The sequence below is a fragment of the Rhizobium sp. 3T7 genome, from assembly GCF_020166565.1.
GTDB lineage: Bacteria > Pseudomonadota > Alphaproteobacteria > Rhizobiales > Rhizobiaceae > Rhizobium.
Genome location: NZ_JAIQXS010000025.1, coordinates 31,405 through 49,208, shown reverse-complemented (window position 1 = coordinate 49,208; position 17,804 = coordinate 31,405). Strand labels below are relative to the sequence as shown.

At 60.9% G+C, this 17,804-nt stretch carries 19 protein-coding genes and 1 tRNA gene; 10 read left to right on the top strand and 10 right to left on the bottom strand.

Annotated elements, in window-relative coordinates; translation table 11 throughout:
• Position 1 precedes the first annotated feature (1 nt).
• The 6 genes from K9B32_RS25215 to K9B32_RS25190 all read left to right on the top strand — a co-directional run bounded on the left by K9B32_RS25215 (position 2) and on the right by K9B32_RS25190 (position 5,784).
• A complete protein-coding gene (locus K9B32_RS25215) occupies positions 2 to 289 on the top strand; it encodes a XapX domain-containing protein (protein ID WP_224567275.1) in 288 nt (95 codons plus the stop codon).
• Complete coding sequence (locus tag K9B32_RS25210; RefSeq protein ID WP_224567272.1) at positions 289 to 2,271, top strand: amidohydrolase; 1,983 nt, start codon at positions 289 to 291, stop codon at positions 2,269 to 2,271. Before K9B32_RS25215 ends, K9B32_RS25210 begins: the two co-directional genes overlap by 1 nt.
• 162 nt (positions 2,272 to 2,433) lie before the next feature.
• The gene (locus K9B32_RS25205; RefSeq protein WP_224567270.1) at positions 2,434 to 2,877 is read left to right on the top strand and encodes a DoxX family protein; all 444 of its coding nucleotides are present in this window, start codon (positions 2,434 to 2,436) and stop codon (positions 2,875 to 2,877) included.
• The gene (locus tag K9B32_RS25200; protein WP_224567268.1) at positions 2,874 to 4,472 is read left to right on the top strand and encodes an MFS transporter; all 1,599 of its coding nucleotides are present in this window, start codon (positions 2,874 to 2,876) and stop codon (positions 4,470 to 4,472) included. The genes K9B32_RS25205 and K9B32_RS25200 overlap by 4 nt, the downstream gene beginning before the upstream one ends.
• A gap of 165 nt (positions 4,473 to 4,637) precedes the next feature.
• Positions 4,638 to 5,318, top strand: coding sequence for a YoaK family protein (locus K9B32_RS25195; RefSeq protein ID WP_224567266.1), 681 nt, complete (start codon positions 4,638 to 4,640; stop codon positions 5,316 to 5,318).
• 49 nt (positions 5,319 to 5,367) lie between these two features.
• On the top strand, positions 5,368 to 5,784 hold the full coding sequence (locus K9B32_RS25190) for a DUF1622 domain-containing protein (protein WP_224567264.1): 417 nt from the start codon (positions 5,368 to 5,370) through the stop codon (positions 5,782 to 5,784).
• A 414-nt stretch (positions 5,785 to 6,198) separates the two neighbouring features.
• On the opposite strand, the gene K9B32_RS25185 is transcribed toward K9B32_RS25190, so the two are convergent.
• On the bottom strand, positions 6,199 to 7,140 hold the full coding sequence (locus tag K9B32_RS25185; protein ID WP_224567261.1) for a LysR family transcriptional regulator: 942 nt from the start codon (positions 7,138 to 7,140) through the stop codon (positions 6,199 to 6,201).
• 97 nt (positions 7,141 to 7,237) lie between these two features.
• On the opposite strand from K9B32_RS25185, the gene K9B32_RS25180 reads away from it, so the two are divergent.
• Positions 7,238 to 7,987, top strand: coding sequence for an SDR family oxidoreductase (locus tag K9B32_RS25180; RefSeq protein ID WP_224567259.1), 750 nt, complete (start codon positions 7,238 to 7,240; stop codon positions 7,985 to 7,987).
• Between the two features lie 29 nt (positions 7,988 to 8,016).
• Positions 8,017 to 9,096: an alkene reductase gene (locus K9B32_RS25175; protein WP_224567256.1), complete on the top strand. Its 1,080-nt coding sequence runs from the start codon at positions 8,017 to 8,019 to the stop codon at positions 9,094 to 9,096.
• A 55-nt stretch (positions 9,097 to 9,151) separates the two neighbouring features.
• On the opposite strand, the gene K9B32_RS25170 is transcribed toward K9B32_RS25175, so the two are convergent.
• From K9B32_RS25170 to xylF, 7 genes are all read right to left on the bottom strand, one after another.
• Positions 9,152 to 9,571, bottom strand: coding sequence for a hypothetical protein (locus K9B32_RS25170; RefSeq protein ID WP_224567254.1), 420 nt, complete (start codon positions 9,569 to 9,571; stop codon positions 9,152 to 9,154).
• A 21-nt stretch (positions 9,572 to 9,592) separates the two neighbouring features.
• Positions 9,593 to 9,715: a hypothetical protein gene (locus K9B32_RS29000; RefSeq protein WP_263491106.1), complete on the bottom strand. Its 123-nt coding sequence runs from the start codon at positions 9,713 to 9,715 to the stop codon at positions 9,593 to 9,595.
• 113 nt (positions 9,716 to 9,828) lie between these two features.
• Positions 9,829 to 10,575 (bottom strand): hypothetical protein, encoded by a 747-nt coding sequence (locus tag K9B32_RS25165; protein ID WP_224567251.1) that lies wholly within the window; start codon positions 10,573 to 10,575, stop codon positions 9,829 to 9,831.
• A 123-nt stretch (positions 10,576 to 10,698) separates the two neighbouring features.
• Positions 10,699 to 10,775: transfer RNA gene (locus tag K9B32_RS25160), tRNA-Arg, on the bottom strand.
• A gap of 129 nt (positions 10,776 to 10,904) precedes the next feature.
• Positions 10,905 to 11,705, bottom strand: a complete 801-nt coding sequence (locus K9B32_RS25155; RefSeq protein WP_007800285.1) for an ATP-binding cassette domain-containing protein — start codon at positions 11,703 to 11,705, stop codon at positions 10,905 to 10,907.
• A gap of 14 nt (positions 11,706 to 11,719) precedes the next feature.
• Entirely contained in the window at positions 11,720 to 13,033 is a 1,314-nt protein-coding gene (locus K9B32_RS25150; RefSeq protein WP_224567249.1) for a sugar ABC transporter permease, read from the bottom strand.
• Between the two features lie 264 nt (positions 13,034 to 13,297).
• Complete coding sequence (xylF, locus tag K9B32_RS25145; protein WP_007800280.1) at positions 13,298 to 14,338, bottom strand: D-xylose ABC transporter substrate-binding protein; 1,041 nt, start codon at positions 14,336 to 14,338, stop codon at positions 13,298 to 13,300.
• A 225-nt stretch (positions 14,339 to 14,563) separates the two neighbouring features.
• Between xylF and K9B32_RS25140 the strand changes: the two genes are divergently transcribed.
• Positions 14,564 to 15,787, top strand: coding sequence for an ROK family protein (locus K9B32_RS25140; RefSeq protein ID WP_224567248.1), 1,224 nt, complete (start codon positions 14,564 to 14,566; stop codon positions 15,785 to 15,787).
• 92 nt (positions 15,788 to 15,879) lie between these two features.
• On the opposite strand, the gene iolG is transcribed toward K9B32_RS25140, so the two are convergent.
• On the bottom strand, positions 15,880 to 16,872 hold the full coding sequence (iolG, locus tag K9B32_RS25135) for an inositol 2-dehydrogenase (protein ID WP_224567245.1): 993 nt from the start codon (positions 16,870 to 16,872) through the stop codon (positions 15,880 to 15,882).
• A 151-nt stretch (positions 16,873 to 17,023) separates the two neighbouring features.
• Here iolG and K9B32_RS25130 point away from each other — a divergent pair, with 151 nt between their 5' ends.
• Positions 17,024 to 17,278: a hypothetical protein gene (locus K9B32_RS25130; protein ID WP_224567243.1), complete on the top strand. Its 255-nt coding sequence runs from the start codon at positions 17,024 to 17,026 to the stop codon at positions 17,276 to 17,278.
• On the opposite strand, the gene K9B32_RS25125 is transcribed toward K9B32_RS25130, so the two are convergent.
• Entirely contained in the window at positions 17,279 to 17,749 is a 471-nt protein-coding gene (locus tag K9B32_RS25125; protein ID WP_224567242.1) for a hypothetical protein, read from the bottom strand.
• Between the last annotated feature and the right edge of the window lie 55 nt (positions 17,750 to 17,804).

Genomic DNA, 17,804 nt, shown 5'->3' with positions numbered 1-17,804 from the left:
CGTGAAAATCTATCTTCTTTCTCTCGGTGCAGGTCTGCTTGTGGGCATCGTCTACAGCCTCCTGAACGTCCGCTCGCCGGCTCCGCCTGTGATCGCCTTGGTCGGCCTTCTCGGCATTCTCGTCGGTGAACAGGTCATCCCTTTCGCAAAGACCTTGTGGAGCAGGGAGCCAGCAGCCGTTTCATGGCTTCATCAGATCAAGCCGCACATGTTCGGCCACCTGCCTAAGGGCGGCGATCTTATCGACCTCGCCCATCAGGCAGAGGCGAAAGCAGAGGAGCGGAGCTGATGACGACTCGTCGATCCTTTCTTGGGGGCGCGTCGAGCCTGGCGTTCTCGAACCTCTTCTCCCCCGCGAAAGCCGCCGATCCCAACCAGACCGGAGTAGACACCATGCATCCCGACCTGATCCTCCACAACGGCCGCGTGACGACCCTCGACCGAACCAATCCGAACGCCACGGCGATCGCCATCAAGGATGGCCTGTTTCTCGAAGTCGGATCCGACAGCGAGATCATGGCGCTGGCTGGTTCTGGCACTAAGATCGTCGACCTCAGGGGCAAGAGTGTTCTGCCCGGCTTGATCGACAACCATACCCACGTCGTTCGCGGTGGCCTGAACTACAACATGGAGCTGCGCTGGGATGGCGTGCGCTCGCTCGCCGATGCGATGGACATGCTGAAGCGCCAGGTGGCGATCACACCCGCGCCGCAGTGGGTGCGCGTTGTCGGCGGCTTCACCGAACATCAGTTTGCGGAAAAGCGCCTCCCGACAATCGAGGAAATCAACGCTGTCGCGCCCGACACGCCCGTGTTCCTTCTGCACCTTTATGACCGTGCGCTGCTCAACGGCGCCGCTCTGCGCGCAGTCGGCTACACCCGTGACACGCCGAACCCGCCCGGCGGCGAGATCACCCGGGATGCCAACGGCAACCCGACGGGCATGCTGCTGGCCAAGCCGAATGCGGGCATTCTCTACTCGACGCTTGCCAAGGGCCCGAAGCTTCCTTTGGACTATCAGGTCAACTCGACCCGCCACTTCATGCGCGAACTGAACCGCCTCGGCGTGACAGGCGTGATCGACGCGGGCGGGGGCTTCCAGAACTATCCGGACGACTACGAGGTCATCCAGAAGCTCTCCGATGAGAACCAGATGACGGTGCGTCTGGCCTACAACCTCTTCACTCAGAAGCCGAAGGAAGAGAAGCAGGACTTCCTGAACTGGACGCAGTCGGTCAAATACAAGCAGGGCAACGATTACTTCCGCCACAACGGCGCCGGTGAGATGCTCGTCTTCTCGGCTGCCGACTTCGAGGATTTCCGGCAGCCCCGTCCGGAGATGGCCCCGGAGATGGAAAGCGAGCTGGAAGAGGTCGTCCGCGTACTGGCGGAAAACCGCTGGCCATGGCGTCTGCATGCCACCTATGACGAGACGATCTCTCGCGCCCTCGACGTGTTCGAGAAGGTCAACAAGGACATTCCGCTCGAAGGACTGAACTGGTTCTTCGACCATGCCGAAACCATCTCGGATCGCTCGATCGACCGCATCGCCGCACTCGGCGGTGGCATCGCCACTCAGCATCGCATGGCCTACCAAGGCGAATACTTCGTCGAGCGGTACGGTCACGGCGTGGCCGAGGCTACGCCGCCGATCCGTCGCATGCTCGACAAGGGTGTGAATGTCTCCGCAGGCACCGACGCGACGCGCGTTGCTTCCTACAATCCGTGGGTTTCGCTGTCGTGGATGGTCACCGGCAAGACTGTCGGCGGAATGCAACTCTATCCGCGAGCCAACTGCCTCGACCGGGAGACCGCGCTGCGCATGTGGACTGAGAAGGTCACGTGGTTCTCCAATGAAGAGGGCAAGAAGGGCCGCATCGAGAAGGGTCAGTTCGCCGATCTGGTGGTGCCGGACAAGGACTTCTTCTCCTGCGCCGAGGACGAGATTTCGTTCCTCACCTCGGAACTGACCATGGTCGGCGGCAAGATCGTCTATGGTGCAGGCGACTTCAAGACGCTCGACGAGAACGACATCCCGCCCGCGATGCCCGACTGGTCTCCCGTACGCAAGTTCGGCGGCTACGCGGCCTGGGGCGAACCGGAGGGCGCGGGCGCTCGATCCTTGCGCCGCACCGCCATCTCCACATGCGGATGCGCCAGCGATTGCGGCGTGCACGGCCACGACCATGCCGGAGCTTGGACATCCAAGCTTCCGATCGCCGACCTCAAGGGGTTCTTTGGCGCACTCGGTTGCTCCTGCTGGGCCGTCTGACGAGCCTTAGCTCGGGTGGCATCCAGTCACCCGAGCATCACTTCATAATTGCTCATTTTGCAATTAAATCGAAACTATTGCTGCAATTGTTGGTGCCACTGCAACCAGTCAATATCGCTCCATCAAATGCAGCCGCTCGCGGCGAATATGCAGGAGCAGATCATGACCCACCTATCCCCCACGTCGAACCCGATCCTAAGCGGCCTGACGCGCATTATGGCCTCTCCGATCACGCGAACCGTTTCACTGCTCGCACTCTGCGCTGCCTACATACAAGGTCCGCTTACCAAGATCTTCGACTTCAACGGCGCACTGGCTGAGATGGATCATTTCGGTCTTCATCCTACCGCGTTCTTTGCTGTCGCCGTCATCGTGTTCGAGCTGACGGCTTCAGCCATGGTGGTATCGGGCTTGTTTCGCTGGATCGGAGCGCTGGCGCTCGCTGGCTTCACGCTCATGGCAACGCTCATCGCCCTCCGTTTCTGGGAGATGGCTCCCGGCATGGACCGCATGATGGCGACCAACGCCTTCTTTGAACATGTTGGCCTCGCTGGCGCATTCCTCTTCGTCGCCGCATTCGACCTCACCAAGGGAGCAGGCAAATGAGCGCTGCAAAAGCATCCGGCGGAACCTTCGCGCCACTCGCACAGCCTGTGTTTGCGGTTCTCTGGATCGCCACCGTCCTTGGCAATACCGGTAGCTTCATGCGCGACGTCGCAAGCTCCTGGCTGATGACGGATCTTTCGGCATCGCCGGCCGCGGTTGCCATGGTGCAGGCGGCCGGAACCCTGCCGATCTTCCTGCTTGCCATTCCTGCGGGCGTTCTCACCGATATCCTTGATCGCCGCAAGTTCCTGATCGCCGTCCAGCTCCTGCTGGCATCCGTCAGCATCTCGCTTATGGTCCTGTCCCAGACGGGCATGCTGTCGGTCAGCGCGCTGATCGGTCTGACCTTCCTCGGCGGCATTGGCGCTGCTCTGATGGGACCGACATGGCAGGCCATTGTTCCCGAACTGGTCAAACGCGAGGATGTCAAGAGCGCCGTGGCGCTGAACTCGCTCGGCATCAACATTGCCCGCTCCATCGGGCCTGCCGCGGGCGGCCTGCTTCTCGCAGCCCTCGGAGCCGGGATCACCTACGGCGCGGATGTCGCAAGCTACGCCGTGGTGATTGCAGCTCTGGTCTGGTGGCCACGGGCGAAGAATGCAAACGACGCGCTTCAGGAGAACTTCTTCGGTGCCTTCCGGGCCGGGCTTCGCTACACCCGCTCGAGCACACCGCTCCACGTCGTCCTCCTGCGCGCCGCGATCTTCTTCGCCTTCGCCAGCGCCGTCTGGGCGCTCCTCCCGCTCGTCGCCCGGCAGTTGCTCGGTGGTGATGCCAGCTTCTACGGCATCCTGCTCGGTGCAGTCGGTGCAGGCGCGATTGGTGGCGCCTTGGTCATGCCGAAGCTGCGCGAACGCCTGAGTTCTGACGGCCTGCTTCTCGGTGCCGCGCTGATCACCGCTGCCGTCATGGGTGTCCTGTCACTCGCCCCGCCGAAGATCGTTGCCATCATCGTTCTTCTGTTCCTTGGTGCGGCATGGATCACTGCTCTGACCACGCTCAACGGCGCGGCCCAGGCTGTTCTTCCGAACTGGGTGCGTGGTCGCGGCCTCGCCGTCTACCTCACCGTCTTCAATGGTGCGATGACCGCCGGGAGCCTTGGTTGGGGCGCGGTCGGCGAGGCTGTCGGCATCCAAGCGACCCTGCTCATCGGAGCCGCTGGCCTTCTCGTCGCTGGGTTCATCATGCACCGCGTCAAGCTCCCGGCGGGCGATGCCGACATGGTCCCGTCCAACCACTGGCCTGAGCCGCTGGTGGCAGAACCCGTCGCCCATGACCGTGGTCCGGTTCTGATCCTGATCGAGTACAAGGTCGAGAAGCAGCACCGCAGCGCATTCCTGCACGCCATCGATCATCTTTCCAACGAACGCCGCCGCGATGGTGCCTACGGCTGGGGTGTCACCGAGGACTCGGCTGACCCGGAGAAGATCGTCGAATGGTTCATGGTGGAATCCTGGGCTGAACATCTTCGCCAGCACAAGCGGGTCTCCAATGCCGACGCCGACCTGCAGGGCAAGGTGCTGGCCTACCATGTCGGTTCCGAAAAACCTGTCGTCCGTCACTTCCTGACGATCAATCGGCCTGGTGCCGCATAACGAAGACTTGGGCTGGGCGGCGGCTTCGGCCGCCCAGCCCATTATGCCGCCACGCGCAATGAACTCGCAACAATTGATGCAATTGTTGAAGCCGGCATCTGGCGTCAAAACTGGAGCCAGGTCGCGAGCAAAGTCGCGGTACCTAACAGAAATAGAGGTCAAGAAATGAAGCTTCCCTCCCTTCCTACCCTGCTGAGTTTCAATGGCGGCTACGTCGATACGCTCGGCTTCCTGGCTCTTTCAGGGCTTTTTACTGCGCATGTCACAGGCAACTTCGTGACCTTGGGCGCAACGATGGCGCATGGCCTTGGCGGAGCCTTGTCGAAGGTGCTGGTCCTTCCGATGTTCTGCCTGGTCGTCTTCGCGTCCCGGCTGGTCTGCCTGAAACTTCAAAACCGGAATCGCTCCCCCGTCCGGCCCATGCTGGTCGTAAAATTGATCCTGCTCGCCGCGGTCGCGGTCATTGCCATTATTTATGGTCCATTCCACGGCGACGAGAATGGCATTACGTTTGCCGTTGCGATGACACTGGTGTCGGCAATGGCCATACAGAACGGTCTTCACCGGTCCCATCTGTCGAAAGCGCCGCCGACCACCCTGATGACGGGTACGACGACACAGATCATGCTCGATCTTGCCGACATCCTTGCCAACTCGAAAGCCCAGGAAATCACCGTCGCAAAAGCACGGGTGAAAAAGATGGCCACCGCTGTCCTGACGTTTGCCGTCGGATGCGGCGCCGGAGCGGCCGGCTACATGTTCATCCCCGCGGCCGCCTTTAGCCTGCCAGCCATCGTCGCCGCCGTTGCTCTCTTCGCCAGCACGTCAGGTGCCGAGCCCAATTAACAGAAACTGGGAGTCAGGACTTTTCAGTTTTATTAGAGAGGATATTGAGATGGACATTGGTAGTGAAGCGAGCGGTCTCGCCAACCTGATCGCTCCCGTGTTGAAGCCGCTTGCAACCGGGCTCGAATTCTTCGGGGTCGGCGTAATCCTGATCGGTGTGGCCGTGGCGACGGCCGGATACGTCCGGGATCTGCTCTCGTCCGGACAACGCGATGCCTATGAGCGCTATCGCGCCAATCTCGGGCGGGGAATATTGCTTGGGCTCGAAATCCTGATAGGGGCGGATATCATCGCCACTATCATTGCTCCTCTGACGTGGGAAAGCGTCGGCCTTCTCGGACTCATCGTCCTCATTCGAACTTTCCTGAGCTTTTCGCTCGAGGCCGAGATCGATGGTCAGTGGCCGTGGTCGAGGAATGCCCAGCGTGGGAGCCCGCGAACGATTGGCCCAGTGACTGATTTCTAGTTGCGGCTTGTTGCGAACACATTTCTTAGGTAGAACACTTTCATTGGCATTGCTGATGAGCGCTGAAATTCGCTGCTCGCAACGTCGCATCGTTGAAATGCTTTTGACCACGGATGTACTGGCACTGGTAGATTGGCGATGATGAGGAAGGTCGGTGCGGTTTCGCCCCGGCCTTTTTTGTTTTCGAGGTGACGGGGTCAGAGTGGACTGAACTCGACGAACTCGCACTGCGGATGGTCAGATCTGGTCTTCTTCCCGTCGTAGACGTATTCGCCCTGATCGCCTGCCGAGCAGCTCGTTCGCGGATTTGCCAGGTGACAGTATCGAATCCAGGACAAAATTATCAAGAATCCAAAGGCCTGAAGGACGACCACGGCCTTCCTGACTACATCGCCTACTGTAACATCAAGACGGTCACGAGGAGGCGAATGTTGCGTCCCAGGCCGTAGGCGAGGAAAAGACTTCGCCTAGGAAAGCCACGAACGCCTTGACGTTCGGGTTACCCCTCCGGCTCTCCGGCCAGTACGCCGTGATGCTGCTTCTGTCGACGGCGAATTCCTTCAAGACAGGTACGAGCTGTCCCCGCTGCAGGTAGGGTGCTGCGATGTATGTGGGCGAAATCCCTATACCGCCACCGGCAGCGACAACTGCCGCGACGGCGTCGCTGTTGTCGACGATCGTCACGGCGTTGGGTACGATCTCAAGCACCTTGTCTCCGACCTTGAACGGCCAGCGCAGCGTCTGCCCGCTGCTCTGGTACCGGAAGTTGACGCAATGGTGGTCTACGAGGTCTTCCGGCCGTTTCGGACATCCCCGCGCCGCCAGATAGGATGGAGAGGCGAAGGCGCAGATCCTGTTGGGGGCGAGCTTTCTTGCGATCAGCCGCGAGTCCGCCGGTTCTCCAACGCGGATCGCGACGTCGATGCCTTCCTCGACAAGGTCGGTGAACCGGTCGCCCAGCCTGAGGTCGATGATCACCTTGGGGCACCGCTCCCGAAACCTGGGAATGGCCGGCGCTATCAGATGCACGCCGATGGGAAGAGGGGCGGTCACCTTGATGAAGCCCGCGGGCTCGGCGCGCGCAGCCATCGCCGCCTGCTCGATCTCCTCAGCCTCCCTCAGGAGTCGCAAGGCCCTCTCGTGAAGGTCCCTTCCTTCCGGAGTAAGGGTCAGCGACCGCGTGGTGCGCGTGAACAGACTGATGCCAAGATGCTGCTCCAGGCGCTGAACGCTCTTGCTGACCGCCGATGGCGAGAGCGCCAGAGAGCGGGCCGCCGCCGTGTAGCTTCCGAGAGAGGCCGCACGTGCGAAGGCGATTATCCCCGTCAGCCGTTCAATTCCGATTTGTTCCACCATGGCATGAGTAAAGCGAAATGCGGCCTGATTATCAAGGCAGGCTTGCTAATCTAAATCTTCCTTCAACGCGCCACGGTGGCGCTTCAAGGAGAGAGAAATGACAGAGGCAGCAGTTTCCCAAAGCCACACGAATCCGCTCGCTGGCAAGCGTGTTCTCATCGTTGGCGGCACCTCCGGAATCGGATTGGCGGCGGCCCGGCAGGCGAGGGATGCTGGCGCGAAGGTGACCGTCGTCGGTTCCGACCGCGAGCGTGCCAAAAACGTGGCGGCGGAGAACGCCTTCGAGGGCTGGCGGGCCGCTGACATCACGAACACCGAAGCGATCTATGCAGCGCTCGCCGACGTCGGACATGTCGACCATCTCGTCCTTCTGGCCGGATCCTTCGTCGCCGGCAAGGTTCTTGTTGCTGACGTGACCTACCTGCGGCGCGCCTTCGAAGAGCGGATCTGGGCATCGGTCCACGTTCTGCGTGCGCTCGGCGATAAACTCGCTTCCGATGCCTCGATCACCTTCATCTCAGGAGCGCTCGCCGACCGTCCAAACGCCTACGGCACAGCGGTGCTCGCGGCCGCTTCCGCCGCGATGGAAGCCTTTGCCCGCGGCCTTGCCGTCGAGCTTGCACCGCGGCGGGTCAACACGCTGTCGCCAGGTCCGATCGACACGCCGATCCTTTCGAAAACCCTCGGTGATGGCAGGGACGCCTATGTCCAATCACTCAAGCAGACCCTGCCGCTTCATCGTCTCGGGACGGCAGCGGAAGCGGGCGAAGCGGTCGTTTTCCTGATGGGCAACGGATGGATGAACGGTGCCGTGCTCAACGTCGACGGCGGATCGCGTCTGGTCTGAAGCACCAACAGATCTCAGAGGAAAGTAATATGCCCAGTCTTTTTGATCCCATAGAACTCGGAGCGATCAAGGCGCCGAACCGCATCCTCATGGCACCCATGACACGCGCACGCGGCACAAGGGATCACGTCCCCACGCCCATCATGGTCGACTACTACGCACAGCGTGCCTCGGCTGGCCTCATCATCAGCGAGGCGATCGGCATCAACCAGCTCGGCCTGGGCTGGCCTTATGCGACCGGCCTGTGGTCGCCGGAGCAGATCGCCGGATGGCGCAGGATTACGGATGCAGTCCACGAGAATGGTGGCCGCATCATCGCCCAGCTATGGCAGATGGGGCGCGTCGTCCATCCCAGCTTCCTGAGCGGCGAGGCGCCGGTGTCGGCTTCAGCCACGATCGCGCCGAACTACGCCCATACCTACGGCGGCAAGAAGCCCTATGAGCAGGCACGGGCGCTTTCGATCGACGAGATCGCCGAGCTGGTCCAGCACTTCCGTCAGGGCGCGCTGAACGCGATCGAAGCAGGATTCGACGGGGTGCAGCTCCACGCCTCGAACGGCTACCTCATCGACCAGTTCCTGCGAGACAGCTCGAACTTCAGGGACGATCGCTATGGCGGCTCGATTGAAAATCGCGCCCGGTTCCTGCGGGAGGCGACTGAGGCGGTAGCCGATGCAATCGGCGCCGACCGCGTGGGCGTGCGGCTGTCTCCGAACGGCGAGACGCAGGGTGTCCGCGACAGCAATCCTTTACCCTTGTTCACTGCGGTTTTGGAGATGCTGTCGGAGATCGGCATCGCCCATCTGGAACTGAGGGAGCCGCCGATCGACGGTACCTTCGGCGTCGGCGAGATGGATCCTTTGGCGCGGCAACTGCGGCATGCGTTCAAGGGCCCTTTGATTCTGAATTCCGACTTCAAGTTCGCGCGCGCGCAGGCAGCGCTCGACGAAGGCGTCGGCGACGCGGTCGCGTTCGGTCGTCCGTTCATCGCCAACCCGGACTTGCCCAAACGCTTTGCCGAAAAGATCCCACTCGCTGCGGATGACCCGACAACGTGGTTCAGTCAGGGCATTCAAGGCTACGTCGACTACCCGTCGGACGCCCAGTGAGAGTTCGGAGAATCCTGCGTATTGGTCGGAAAGACCGATTCACGCGGATCGCGGATCAGATAGGACTGAACTCCACGAACTCGCACTGCAGATGGTCAGATCTAGGCTTCTTCCAGTCGTAGACGTACTCGCCCTGATCGACTGCCGAGCAACTCAATCCCGGCAACACTGTGCCCGACGGATTGGTGGCGGCTTTCCGGGCAATGTATCGCCAGAACAGGTCGGAGGTGGCGGACTGGTCCTTCTCAAACCGCGAAAGCTGGACAACGCCACATGGACCTTCGGGCTGCGATGACACCACCCACGCACCGCCATTGTCGAAGTCGGAGACCCAGACGAATTGCTGCGCGAACGGATTCGAACTGATCTGGCAAGTTCGAAGATTCTTGTCGTGACCGGCCTTTGCGATCTTCAGGAAGTTCTCCTCGGTCGAATGATCGCACATGCCTGCGAGAGCGCGGAACGTGTCCAGCATGCTGGGGTTGGCCTTCGCGTCCTACTGCAGACGGATCATGCCTTCCTTGAACTTCACGGCATCGTTGGCGATTGCGGGATTGCGGGCGAGGGCGGCATCGATGGATATCTGACCGGTGGCCATGCCGAGCCACGCGCCCACCATGTTGCATTCCTTGGGATCGGAGAATTCCTTCACAGCCCCCGGATAGTTCTAGCGGGCTTCTTTTCCAGGTCGGCTGGCTTCGCCTTCTTGCAAACGCACCGGGCTTCCAATAATCAGCGCCGCGTCGACGTTGAAGTCATCCGGCATGCGGCGGTCGATGTCACGGCATGCGCACCAGAGCACGTAATTCGGGCATCGCACCGTTTCCTTGATGAAGCCGTCCTCGATGGTTCCTCGAAGCCGGTCTTCGTCTTTGCGCGTGTCCTGCCAGCTCGGACGACATCGAAGGCCGGGTGATGGAACTGGCGTTCGCTCTCCAGATCATGCATCGCCTTCGACAAACTCGCCTGAGAATAGAAAGTGGATGGCGTGACCGGCACCTCCCCTTTGTTGAGCATCTTTTCGATGTGCTCTCGTTGTCCGAACTTCACGATTACGCCGTCGAGGGTCTCGGGATAGTCCTGAAAGAGACGCACACCGGTGGGTTCGCCTTTCGCGAAATACTTGTCCATCATCGCGTTGCCATCCGAGATAAGCTTGGCAGGGACGCTACCCCGCGTGCCGAACTCCATCGTCAGGTGGCTGAACAGGGGGCCGAACATTCCCTTTTCATCCGCGAAGTCCTCACGCGGCGCGATCTGCCCCGTCGCCGTCAGGCGGACGTTATTGTGGTATTGGTCCAACCATCGCTGGGCCAGATACTCGTTGCTCGCGAGCATCAGGTAAGATGTCTGGCAGTATTCGTAGCGCCACCAGTCGCTCCGGGGCAACGCTCCAGTCTGGTCAATGGTGGCCTTATAGCGGGCTGCGGACTGTCTCCAGTAAGCCGCTTTTTGGTTGAGTGTATCGCTCCACGACATCGTGCGAATCCTGGATCGAATTGCCCTCGGTTGACCGCACTCAGTTCGCAATTATGGTGGCTACAGTTCGCGAACCGCGGGTGCGAGTTCGCACTTATGTGATGACAAAGAAAAGGAAAATGGTGGCGCACCCGACAGGATTCGAACCTGTGACCTTTGGAATCGGAATCCAACACTCTATCCAGCTGAGCTACGGGTGCATGCCTGAGGCGTTTGAATCGCCTGTCCGATGCGTGGTTCTTAGCCTAGCTTCTCGCTGGCTTCAATCTACAAAATGAAAAGTCCGCCGTTCTTGCGGGCGGCGGACTTTTATATCTCACGTCTGGGGGTCAGACCTGCATGGCGCCGGGGCCAGGGATGGCCTTAGGCGGCACCTTGCCGAGGATGATCATGCCGAGCACTTCATCCTTGGTGACGTCCTCGGTGCGGGCGTGGCCGACGACCTGGCCGTTCTTCATCACCGAGACGCGGTCGGCGAGATCGAAGACGTCGTGGATGTCGTGGCTGATCAGGAAGATGCCGATGCCTTCCTTCTTCAGCTGCTTGATCAGCTCGCCGACCTGCGCCGTTTCCTGCGGACCAAGGGCGGCCGTCGGCTCGTCCATGATCAGGATGCGGGCGTTGAAGAGGATCGCGCGAGCGATCGCCACCGATTGCCGCTGGCCGCCGGAGAGCGCTTTTACGGGCTCCTTGAAGCGACGGAAGTTGGGGTTGAGACGCCCCATCACCTCTCGCGCGGAGGCTTCCATGGCGACGTCGTCCAGCGTGCCCCAGGGGGTACGCAGCTCGCGGCCGAGATAAAGGTTGGCGGCGGCGTCGACGTTATCGGCGACGGCGAGCGTCTGGTAGATCGTCTCGATGCCGTACTTCTTCGCATCGCGTGGATTGCGGATGTCGGCTGGCTCGCCGTTGATCAGGATCTCGCCGCTGTCGCGCTTGTAAGCGCCGGAGAGGATCTTGATGAGCGTCGACTTGCCAGCGCCGTTATGGCCGAGAAGGGCTACGACCTCGCCCGGGTAAAGATCGACGGAAGCGTTGTCCACGGCGTGGATACCGCCGAAGGAGATCGAGATGTTCTTGAGTTCCACAAGAGGAGCGTTCTGGTTCTGGGGAGTGCGTTGATCAGTCATATCTAGGACTCCTCTTACTTGGCACGCGAACGATAGACAGTGTCGAGCCAGACGGCGACGACCAGCACCGCACCGACGACGACGCTCTGCAGCGGCGTGTCGACATGGGCAAGCACCATGCCCGACTGCAGCGACTGCATCACCAGTGCGCCGAGCATGGCGCCGGCGATGGTGCCGGTACCGCCGGCCAGTGACGTGCCGCCGATGACGGCTGCGGCGATCGTATACAGTTCGTCCAACGTGCCTTGAGCATTGGTGGCGGCGTTGAGGCGGGCGGTCGAAATCGCTGCCGCGACAGCGGCGAGCATGCCCATCAGCGCGAAGATGCGGACAGTGACCCAGCGGGTCTTGATACCGGCAAGTTCTGCCGCCTCAGGATTTCCGCCGATCGCGAAGACGTAACGGCCAAAGCGCAGGCGGGTGGCGATGAAGGTCATGATGATGCCGACGATGATTGCGATCAGAACCGGCACGGCAATGCCGTAGGGGATATCCAAGCCGGTTTCGGGCCACGGAATGTTGTTCGCCTCTGCGTACCTCTTGGCGATATTGATCGGCCAGTAATAGCTGTTGGCGATCCAGACGGCGCCGAGGATCAACACGCAGGAGAGCGCCGACAGGAAGTACTCGGCCCAGACCGGGCGCCGCGGGAAGCCGAAGCGTTTGCGCTGGCGGCGCGAGTTCAGGATGCTGCCGATCACGAAAAGGCAGGCGAGCACGCCAACGATCCAGCTCCAGGTAGCGCCGATCGAGCCTTCGGCACCGCCGCCCATGATGCGGAAGGTCTGGTCCATCGGGGCAACCGTCTGGCCGCTGGTGACGAGCCAGGTGGCGCCGCGCCAGACGAGCAGACCGCCGAGCGTCACGATGAAGGAGGGAACGTTCAGGAAGGCGATGATGAGGCCCTGGAAGGTACCGATCAGTGCGCCGGCGATGAGGCCGACGATCAGCGTGATGATCCAGGTGAAAGGGCTGTCGAAGCCGATGAATTCGGGCAGGATTTTTGCCTGCGTGACGCCCATGATCATGGCGCAGAGGCCAAGCACGGAGCCGACCGAGAGGTCGATATTGCGCGTCACGATAATGAGAACCATCCCGGTCGTCATGATCGCGATGTCGGTTGTCTGAACCGAAAGGTTCCACAGGTTTCTCGGCGTCAGAAACAACCCGCCGGTGATGATGTGAAAGCCGATCCAGATGATAAGCAGCGCACCGATCATACCGAGAAGGCGCGTGTCGATTTCGGTCGCGCGGAAGAAGCGGCTGACGAGGTTGCCCTCAGCCATGCTCGGTCCGCTTGAAGTTGTGGATTTTACCATTTCGGCCATGGGTTTGCCGTTCCCCCACTGTTTGGACGTTTGATCCGCTTCGCATCACGTCGATGCCCGCGGCGTCGCCCCGTTCTTGTATTGACCATCGCCGTGCTTCCGAATTTCGGTCGCTCTGTCCCGCGACATGAAACCGGCAGGGAATCAAGGCCGCGATGGTTGGGTGAGGCGGATAGACCATCGACCGACGGTTCCAATCCGCATCCGGCGCCGCAACGGTTTCAGCCGTTGCGGCGCCGGCAATCTATGCCTTGCGGCCGTCGATTAGTCGCAAGCCTTGACGCTGCCGGCCTTGACGCCCTGGCAAGCTTCAGCCTTGGAGATCCAGCCGGCATCGATGACGACGTTCAGGTTGTCCTTGGTGATCGGAAGCGGCTTCAGGAAGACCGATTCCATGGGAACGCCCTTGGCGCCACCCTTGAAGGTCTGAACGCCTTCGATCTCGTTCATCTTCTTGCCGGCAGCGAGGTCGAGCGCGACTTCGGCGGCGCGCTTGCCCAGTTCGCGCGAGTCTTTCCAGACGGAGACCGTCTGTGTGCCGAGCGCGACGCGATTCAGAGCTGCCTTGTCGGCGTCCTGACCGGAAACCGGTACGGAGCCGGCGAGGCCCTGCGCGTCGAGGGCTGCAATCGCGCCACCGGCGGTGCCGTCGTTCGAAGCAACAACGGCATCAACCTTGTTGTTGTTCGCCGTCAGGAACTGCTCCATGTTGCGCTGTGCGTTCTCTGGCAGCCAGCCGTCGGTGTAGGCTTCGCCGACGTTCTTGATCTTGCCGGCATCCACGGCGGCCTTCAGCACTTCCATCTGGCCCGAGAACAGGAAGTCCGCGTTCGGGTCGGACGAAGAGCCCTTGATGAAGACATAGTTGCCTTCCGGCTTCACCTTGAACACGCCTTCAGCCTGCAGACGACCAACTTCCTTGTTGTCGAAGGTGATGTAGAAGGCAGCCGGGTTTTCGATCAGACGGTCGTAACCGACGACCGGGATGCCTTCAGCGGCGGCCTTTTCGATGGCCGGGCCGATGGCGTCGCTATCCTGAGCGAGGATGATGAGTGCATTCGCGCCCTGCGAAATCAGCGATTCAACGTCGGTCAGCTGCTTTGCGGCGGACGACTGGGCGTCAGCGGAGATGTACTTGGCGCCCTTGGCTTCCAGTGCCTTCTTGATGGCAGCTTCGTCGGTCTTCCAACGCTCTTCCTGGAAGTTCGACCAGGAAACGCCAACGACGAGATCGGCAGCCATGGCGGCAGTGTGGACCGATACAAGGATGGCCGCCCCGGCCATCAGCTTCAAAATTGACTTCATAATTATCCTCCCGAGTGAGTTGCGGCCAGCCCCAGCCAGTGGTTCCTCCGGCCGCCGCGGTTCGCTGACGAGAAGTTCCAATTATTTTCTCGACAGTCGAGAAATTTAGTGTCAGAGATTTTTTCAACTGTCAACACCGCACTATCAGCTTCGTTTCCGTTGCGAAAACTGCTGGAGATGCTGTGTGAACGAGGGCGGAATGCGAGGGGGAGAGGGCCGGCATATATGCTGACCAAGTCGAGCACGGAATTGGTCCGGCAGCGAAATAGCGTCCTCGTGCTTGCCGCGCTTCGAAGACATGGCGCGCTGGCGCATACGGGGATTTCCGAATTTACGAAGCTTTCCTCGGCGACGATCTCGGCAATCACCGCCGATCTGGAAAAAGCGCAGATCATCGAGAAATCCGAACACCAGGCAACGAGCGGGAGAGGGCGTCCGCGCGTGCTGTTTCGGCAGCGGCGCGACTGCGGCTACCTTGTCGTCGTGATCATTTCATCGGATGGCGTCCAGTATTCGCTCGTCGACTATGCCGGCAGGCTCATCGACCGGTTCAGCGAGGAAAGGTCACACGATCCCGCCGGTGCCGAGCGGTTTATTGCCTCCGTCAGGGAGGGGCTTGCACGCATTCTTTCACGCTCAAAGCTTTCCCAGGAAAAAGTGCTGCTGATATCGATCAGCAGCAAAGGTCTCGTGCATGCCACGGACCCCGTGCTGGTGTGGTCCCCGATATTCGGCAGCAATCAGATCGACTTTGAATCGGCATTACGGCCGGACTGGCAGGCCAAGATCATTCTCGGCAACGAGACGCAGCTGGTTGCCGCGGCGCTCGGCGCGCATGAGGAGAACACCAGGCCAGCGGAATTCCGCTCGCTGGCGGCGTTGTCGCTCGGACATAGCATCGGCCTCGGCATCGTTCGGCGCACGGGGCAGGGGGAGCGTGAGATCTCGGCGCCGAATTTCGGCCATATGCTGCATATGGCAAACGGAGGCCTTTGTCGCTGTGGAAGCAGGGGGTGCATCGAGGCCTATGCCGGATTCTATGCCATTTTGCGCATGGCCTTCGAAGTGCCGCTCGACACGATCCCGGCCAAGTTCGTGCCGGTTGCCGAGCTCGACAAGATCGCCGCGCAAGCGCGCCAGGGGCATCGCATGTCCGCTTTTGCGTTCAGGCAGGCCGGTATCGCACTCGGAAACGGGCTTTCGCGTCTCCTCAGCCTGACGGAGCGTATGCCGATCGCGATCACCGGTCCGGGAACGCGTTACTATGATCTGTTGCGACAAGGGATCGAGGAAGGGCTTGGCCAAGCGCATGTCGTGCGGATGGAAGGGATGCCGGAGATCCGCGTCGTACCTGACGAATCGATCCTCGTCTTCGAGGGGCATCTGGACAGGGCATTGTCGGTTATCGATCAGGAGCTGGTTCTGTCCGGCATTCAGGGATCGGACTAGCCGTGCGTCCCGCGCAGCATAGCAATGAAACGAGAAATGGCCGGGCAGGGACCCGGCCATTTCACAGGTGGCTTTCGGTCGGGAGAGGGCCGTCAGCCAATCTTGATGAGTTTGCCTTCCTTGACGGACTGCACGGCAGCATCGGCAAGCGCCAGAGCAGCGAGGCCATCGGCGCCGGACGGCGTAATCTTCGCGCCCTTCTCGATCGCGGCGATGAAGCTCGCGATCTCGTTGGCATAGGCTTCGGTGTAGCGGGTCATGAAGAAGTCGTGCAGCGGCGGGCGGGTGTAGCCGTCGCCGTTGGCAACCTCGATCGAGACCGGGCGCTGGTTTTCGGCGGCGACCATGCCCTTCGAGCCATGCACTTCGATGCGCTGGTCGTAGCCATAGGTGGCGCGGCGCGAGTTGGAGATGATCGCCTGCTTGCCGGACTTGGTCTGCAGGATCACCGAAACGCTGTCGTAGTCGCCGGCTTCGCCGATCGCCTTGTCGACGAGGACCGCCGCGGTCGCGCTGACGGCAACCGGCTCCTCACCAAGAAGGAAGCGGGCCATGTCGAAGTCATGGATCGTCATGTCGCGGAAGATGCCGCCCGAACGCTTGATGTAGTCGACCGGCGGAGCGCCCGGATCGCGCGAGGTGATGGTGACCATTTCGACGTCGCCGATTCGGCCGTCATCGATCGTCTTGCGAACGGCCATGAAGTGCGGGTCGAAACGGCGGTTGAAGCCGACCATCAGCTTGGCCCTGGTCTCGTCGACGACCTTGATGCAGGCCTTGACGCGGGCAACGTCGAGATCGATCGGCTTTTCGCAGAAGATCGCCTTGCCGGCGCGCGCGAAGCGTTCGATCAGATCGGCATGGGTGTCGGTCGGGGTGCAGATGACGACAGCATCGATATCCTTGGCGGCTTCGATCGCCTCGATCGTGCGGACCTCGCAGCCGTAGGCGGACGCGATCGCTTCGGCTGCCTGCGGGAACGCGTCGGCAACGGCAACGAGCTTGGCGTTGGCATCGCCGCTGACGGCCTTCGCATGAACCTTGCCGATACGGCCGGCGCCGAGAAGACCAAATCTGACTGTCATGAGAACCTCCCTTGGATTCGGAACAAATGAACCGAATTGCATCTAATGTGGAATTTTCATTCCATTTTATGTCCACCGCGTCAAGCCGGCGCTCTTTCACATTTTCAGAATCCACCTTAAAGACGTGTGACAATTTAGCTATGGGAATGAGATGCAACTGATCGATCCACAACATCCGGCCTATCGCCCGCTCTGGGTTCGCATCCTGATTGTGGCCGTTTGCTTCGGCTGGGCGCTGGTCGAAATCATCACCGGCGATCCATTCTGGGCCGTCCTGTCGGGCGGTGCCGGTGTCTACGCGGTCTACATGCTGTTCTGGACCTACAAGCCGCAGTCGGAGGAGACCGCCACGCCGCCATCGACCGATGACGACGACGACAAGGAAGACAAGAAGGACGTGGACTAGTCAGCGGGCAAGGCGGCGCAGTGCCTGGTCGATCAGCAGATTGGCTGTGGTCATCCGCTTCGTCGCGTTCTCACGGAACGGCGGGTCAACGCGATCTGGATGGTTCTGCTTGGCAAAGGCGCGCCGTTTCACGCTGAGACTTTGCACCGTTTCGCGAGCTGAAATATCCAATTCGGCGGCGATGTCCTCTGCTGTGATGCGTGCAAGATAATCCGGCATCACCGGCTCGGGCTCCGGTTCAGGAGGCGGCAGGGGCTCGGCCACCGTCTCCGGAGGGATGAATTCCAGTGTCTCGAAATACGCCTGGTCGGGCCGTGCTGACGATACCGAGACCCCTTCCATGACGTTGAAAGCGAGTCCGGTGTTGAGACCGCTCACACGGGCCGAAGCGGGTGCATCCTGTTCGACAGTCTCGTCCTCCGCTTTCAGGCGGTCGAGCACGGACTGGAACACCGATTGGCTGAACAGCATGATTGCCCTCCTTTGGCGGGGGGCATTAGATGCGAGCAAAATGGTGCAAAGCTTG

What these genes read in the sequence shown, in the direction of transcription:
- K9B32_RS25190 (WP_224567264.1), top strand. Translation starts at nt 5,368, where the DNA reads ATGGACATTGGTAGTGAAGCGAGCGGTCTCGCCAACCTGATCGCTCCC.
- K9B32_RS25175 (WP_224567256.1), top strand. Translation starts at nt 8,017, where the DNA reads ATGCCCAGTCTTTTTGATCCCATAGAACTCGGAGCGATCAAGGCGCCG.
- K9B32_RS25170 (WP_224567254.1), bottom strand. Translation starts at nt 9,571, where the DNA reads ATGCTGGACACGTTCCGCGCTCTCGCAGGCATGTGCGATCATTCGACC.
- K9B32_RS25195 (WP_224567266.1), top strand. Translation starts at nt 4,638, where the DNA reads ATGAAGCTTCCCTCCCTTCCTACCCTGCTGAGTTTCAATGGCGGCTAC.
- iolG (WP_224567245.1), bottom strand. Translation starts at nt 16,872, where the DNA reads ATGACAGTCAGATTTGGTCTTCTCGGCGCCGGCCGTATCGGCAAGGTT.
- K9B32_RS25140 (WP_224567248.1), top strand. Translation starts at nt 14,564, where the DNA reads ATGCTGACCAAGTCGAGCACGGAATTGGTCCGGCAGCGAAATAGCGTC.
- K9B32_RS25200 (WP_224567268.1), top strand. Translation starts at nt 2,874, where the DNA reads ATGAGCGCTGCAAAAGCATCCGGCGGAACCTTCGCGCCACTCGCACAG.
- K9B32_RS25210 (WP_224567272.1), top strand. Translation starts at nt 289, where the DNA reads ATGACGACTCGTCGATCCTTTCTTGGGGGCGCGTCGAGCCTGGCGTTC.
- xylF (WP_007800280.1), bottom strand. Translation starts at nt 14,338, where the DNA reads ATGAAGTCAATTTTGAAGCTGATGGCCGGGGCGGCCATCCTTGTATCG.
- K9B32_RS25125 (WP_224567242.1), bottom strand. Translation starts at nt 17,749, where the DNA reads ATGCTGTTCAGCCAATCGGTGTTCCAGTCCGTGCTCGACCGCCTGAAA.
- K9B32_RS25185 (WP_224567261.1), bottom strand. Translation starts at nt 7,140, where the DNA reads ATGGTGGAACAAATCGGAATTGAACGGCTGACGGGGATAATCGCCTTC.
- K9B32_RS25150 (WP_224567249.1), bottom strand. Translation starts at nt 13,033, where the DNA reads ATGGCCGAAATGGTAAAATCCACAACTTCAAGCGGACCGAGCATGGCT.
- K9B32_RS25205 (WP_224567270.1), top strand. Translation starts at nt 2,434, where the DNA reads ATGACCCACCTATCCCCCACGTCGAACCCGATCCTAAGCGGCCTGACG.
- K9B32_RS29000 (WP_263491106.1), bottom strand. Translation starts at nt 9,715, where the DNA reads ATGGTGGGCGCGTGGCTCGGCATGGCCACCGGTCAGATATCCATCGAT.
- K9B32_RS25165 (WP_224567251.1), bottom strand. Translation starts at nt 10,575, where the DNA reads ATGTCGTGGAGCGATACACTCAACCAAAAAGCGGCTTACTGGAGACAG.
- K9B32_RS25155 (WP_007800285.1), bottom strand. Translation starts at nt 11,705, where the DNA reads ATGACTGATCAACGCACTCCCCAGAACCAGAACGCTCCTCTTGTGGAA.
- K9B32_RS25180 (WP_224567259.1), top strand. Translation starts at nt 7,238, where the DNA reads ATGACAGAGGCAGCAGTTTCCCAAAGCCACACGAATCCGCTCGCTGGC.
- K9B32_RS25130 (WP_224567243.1), top strand. Translation starts at nt 17,024, where the DNA reads ATGCAACTGATCGATCCACAACATCCGGCCTATCGCCCGCTCTGGGTT.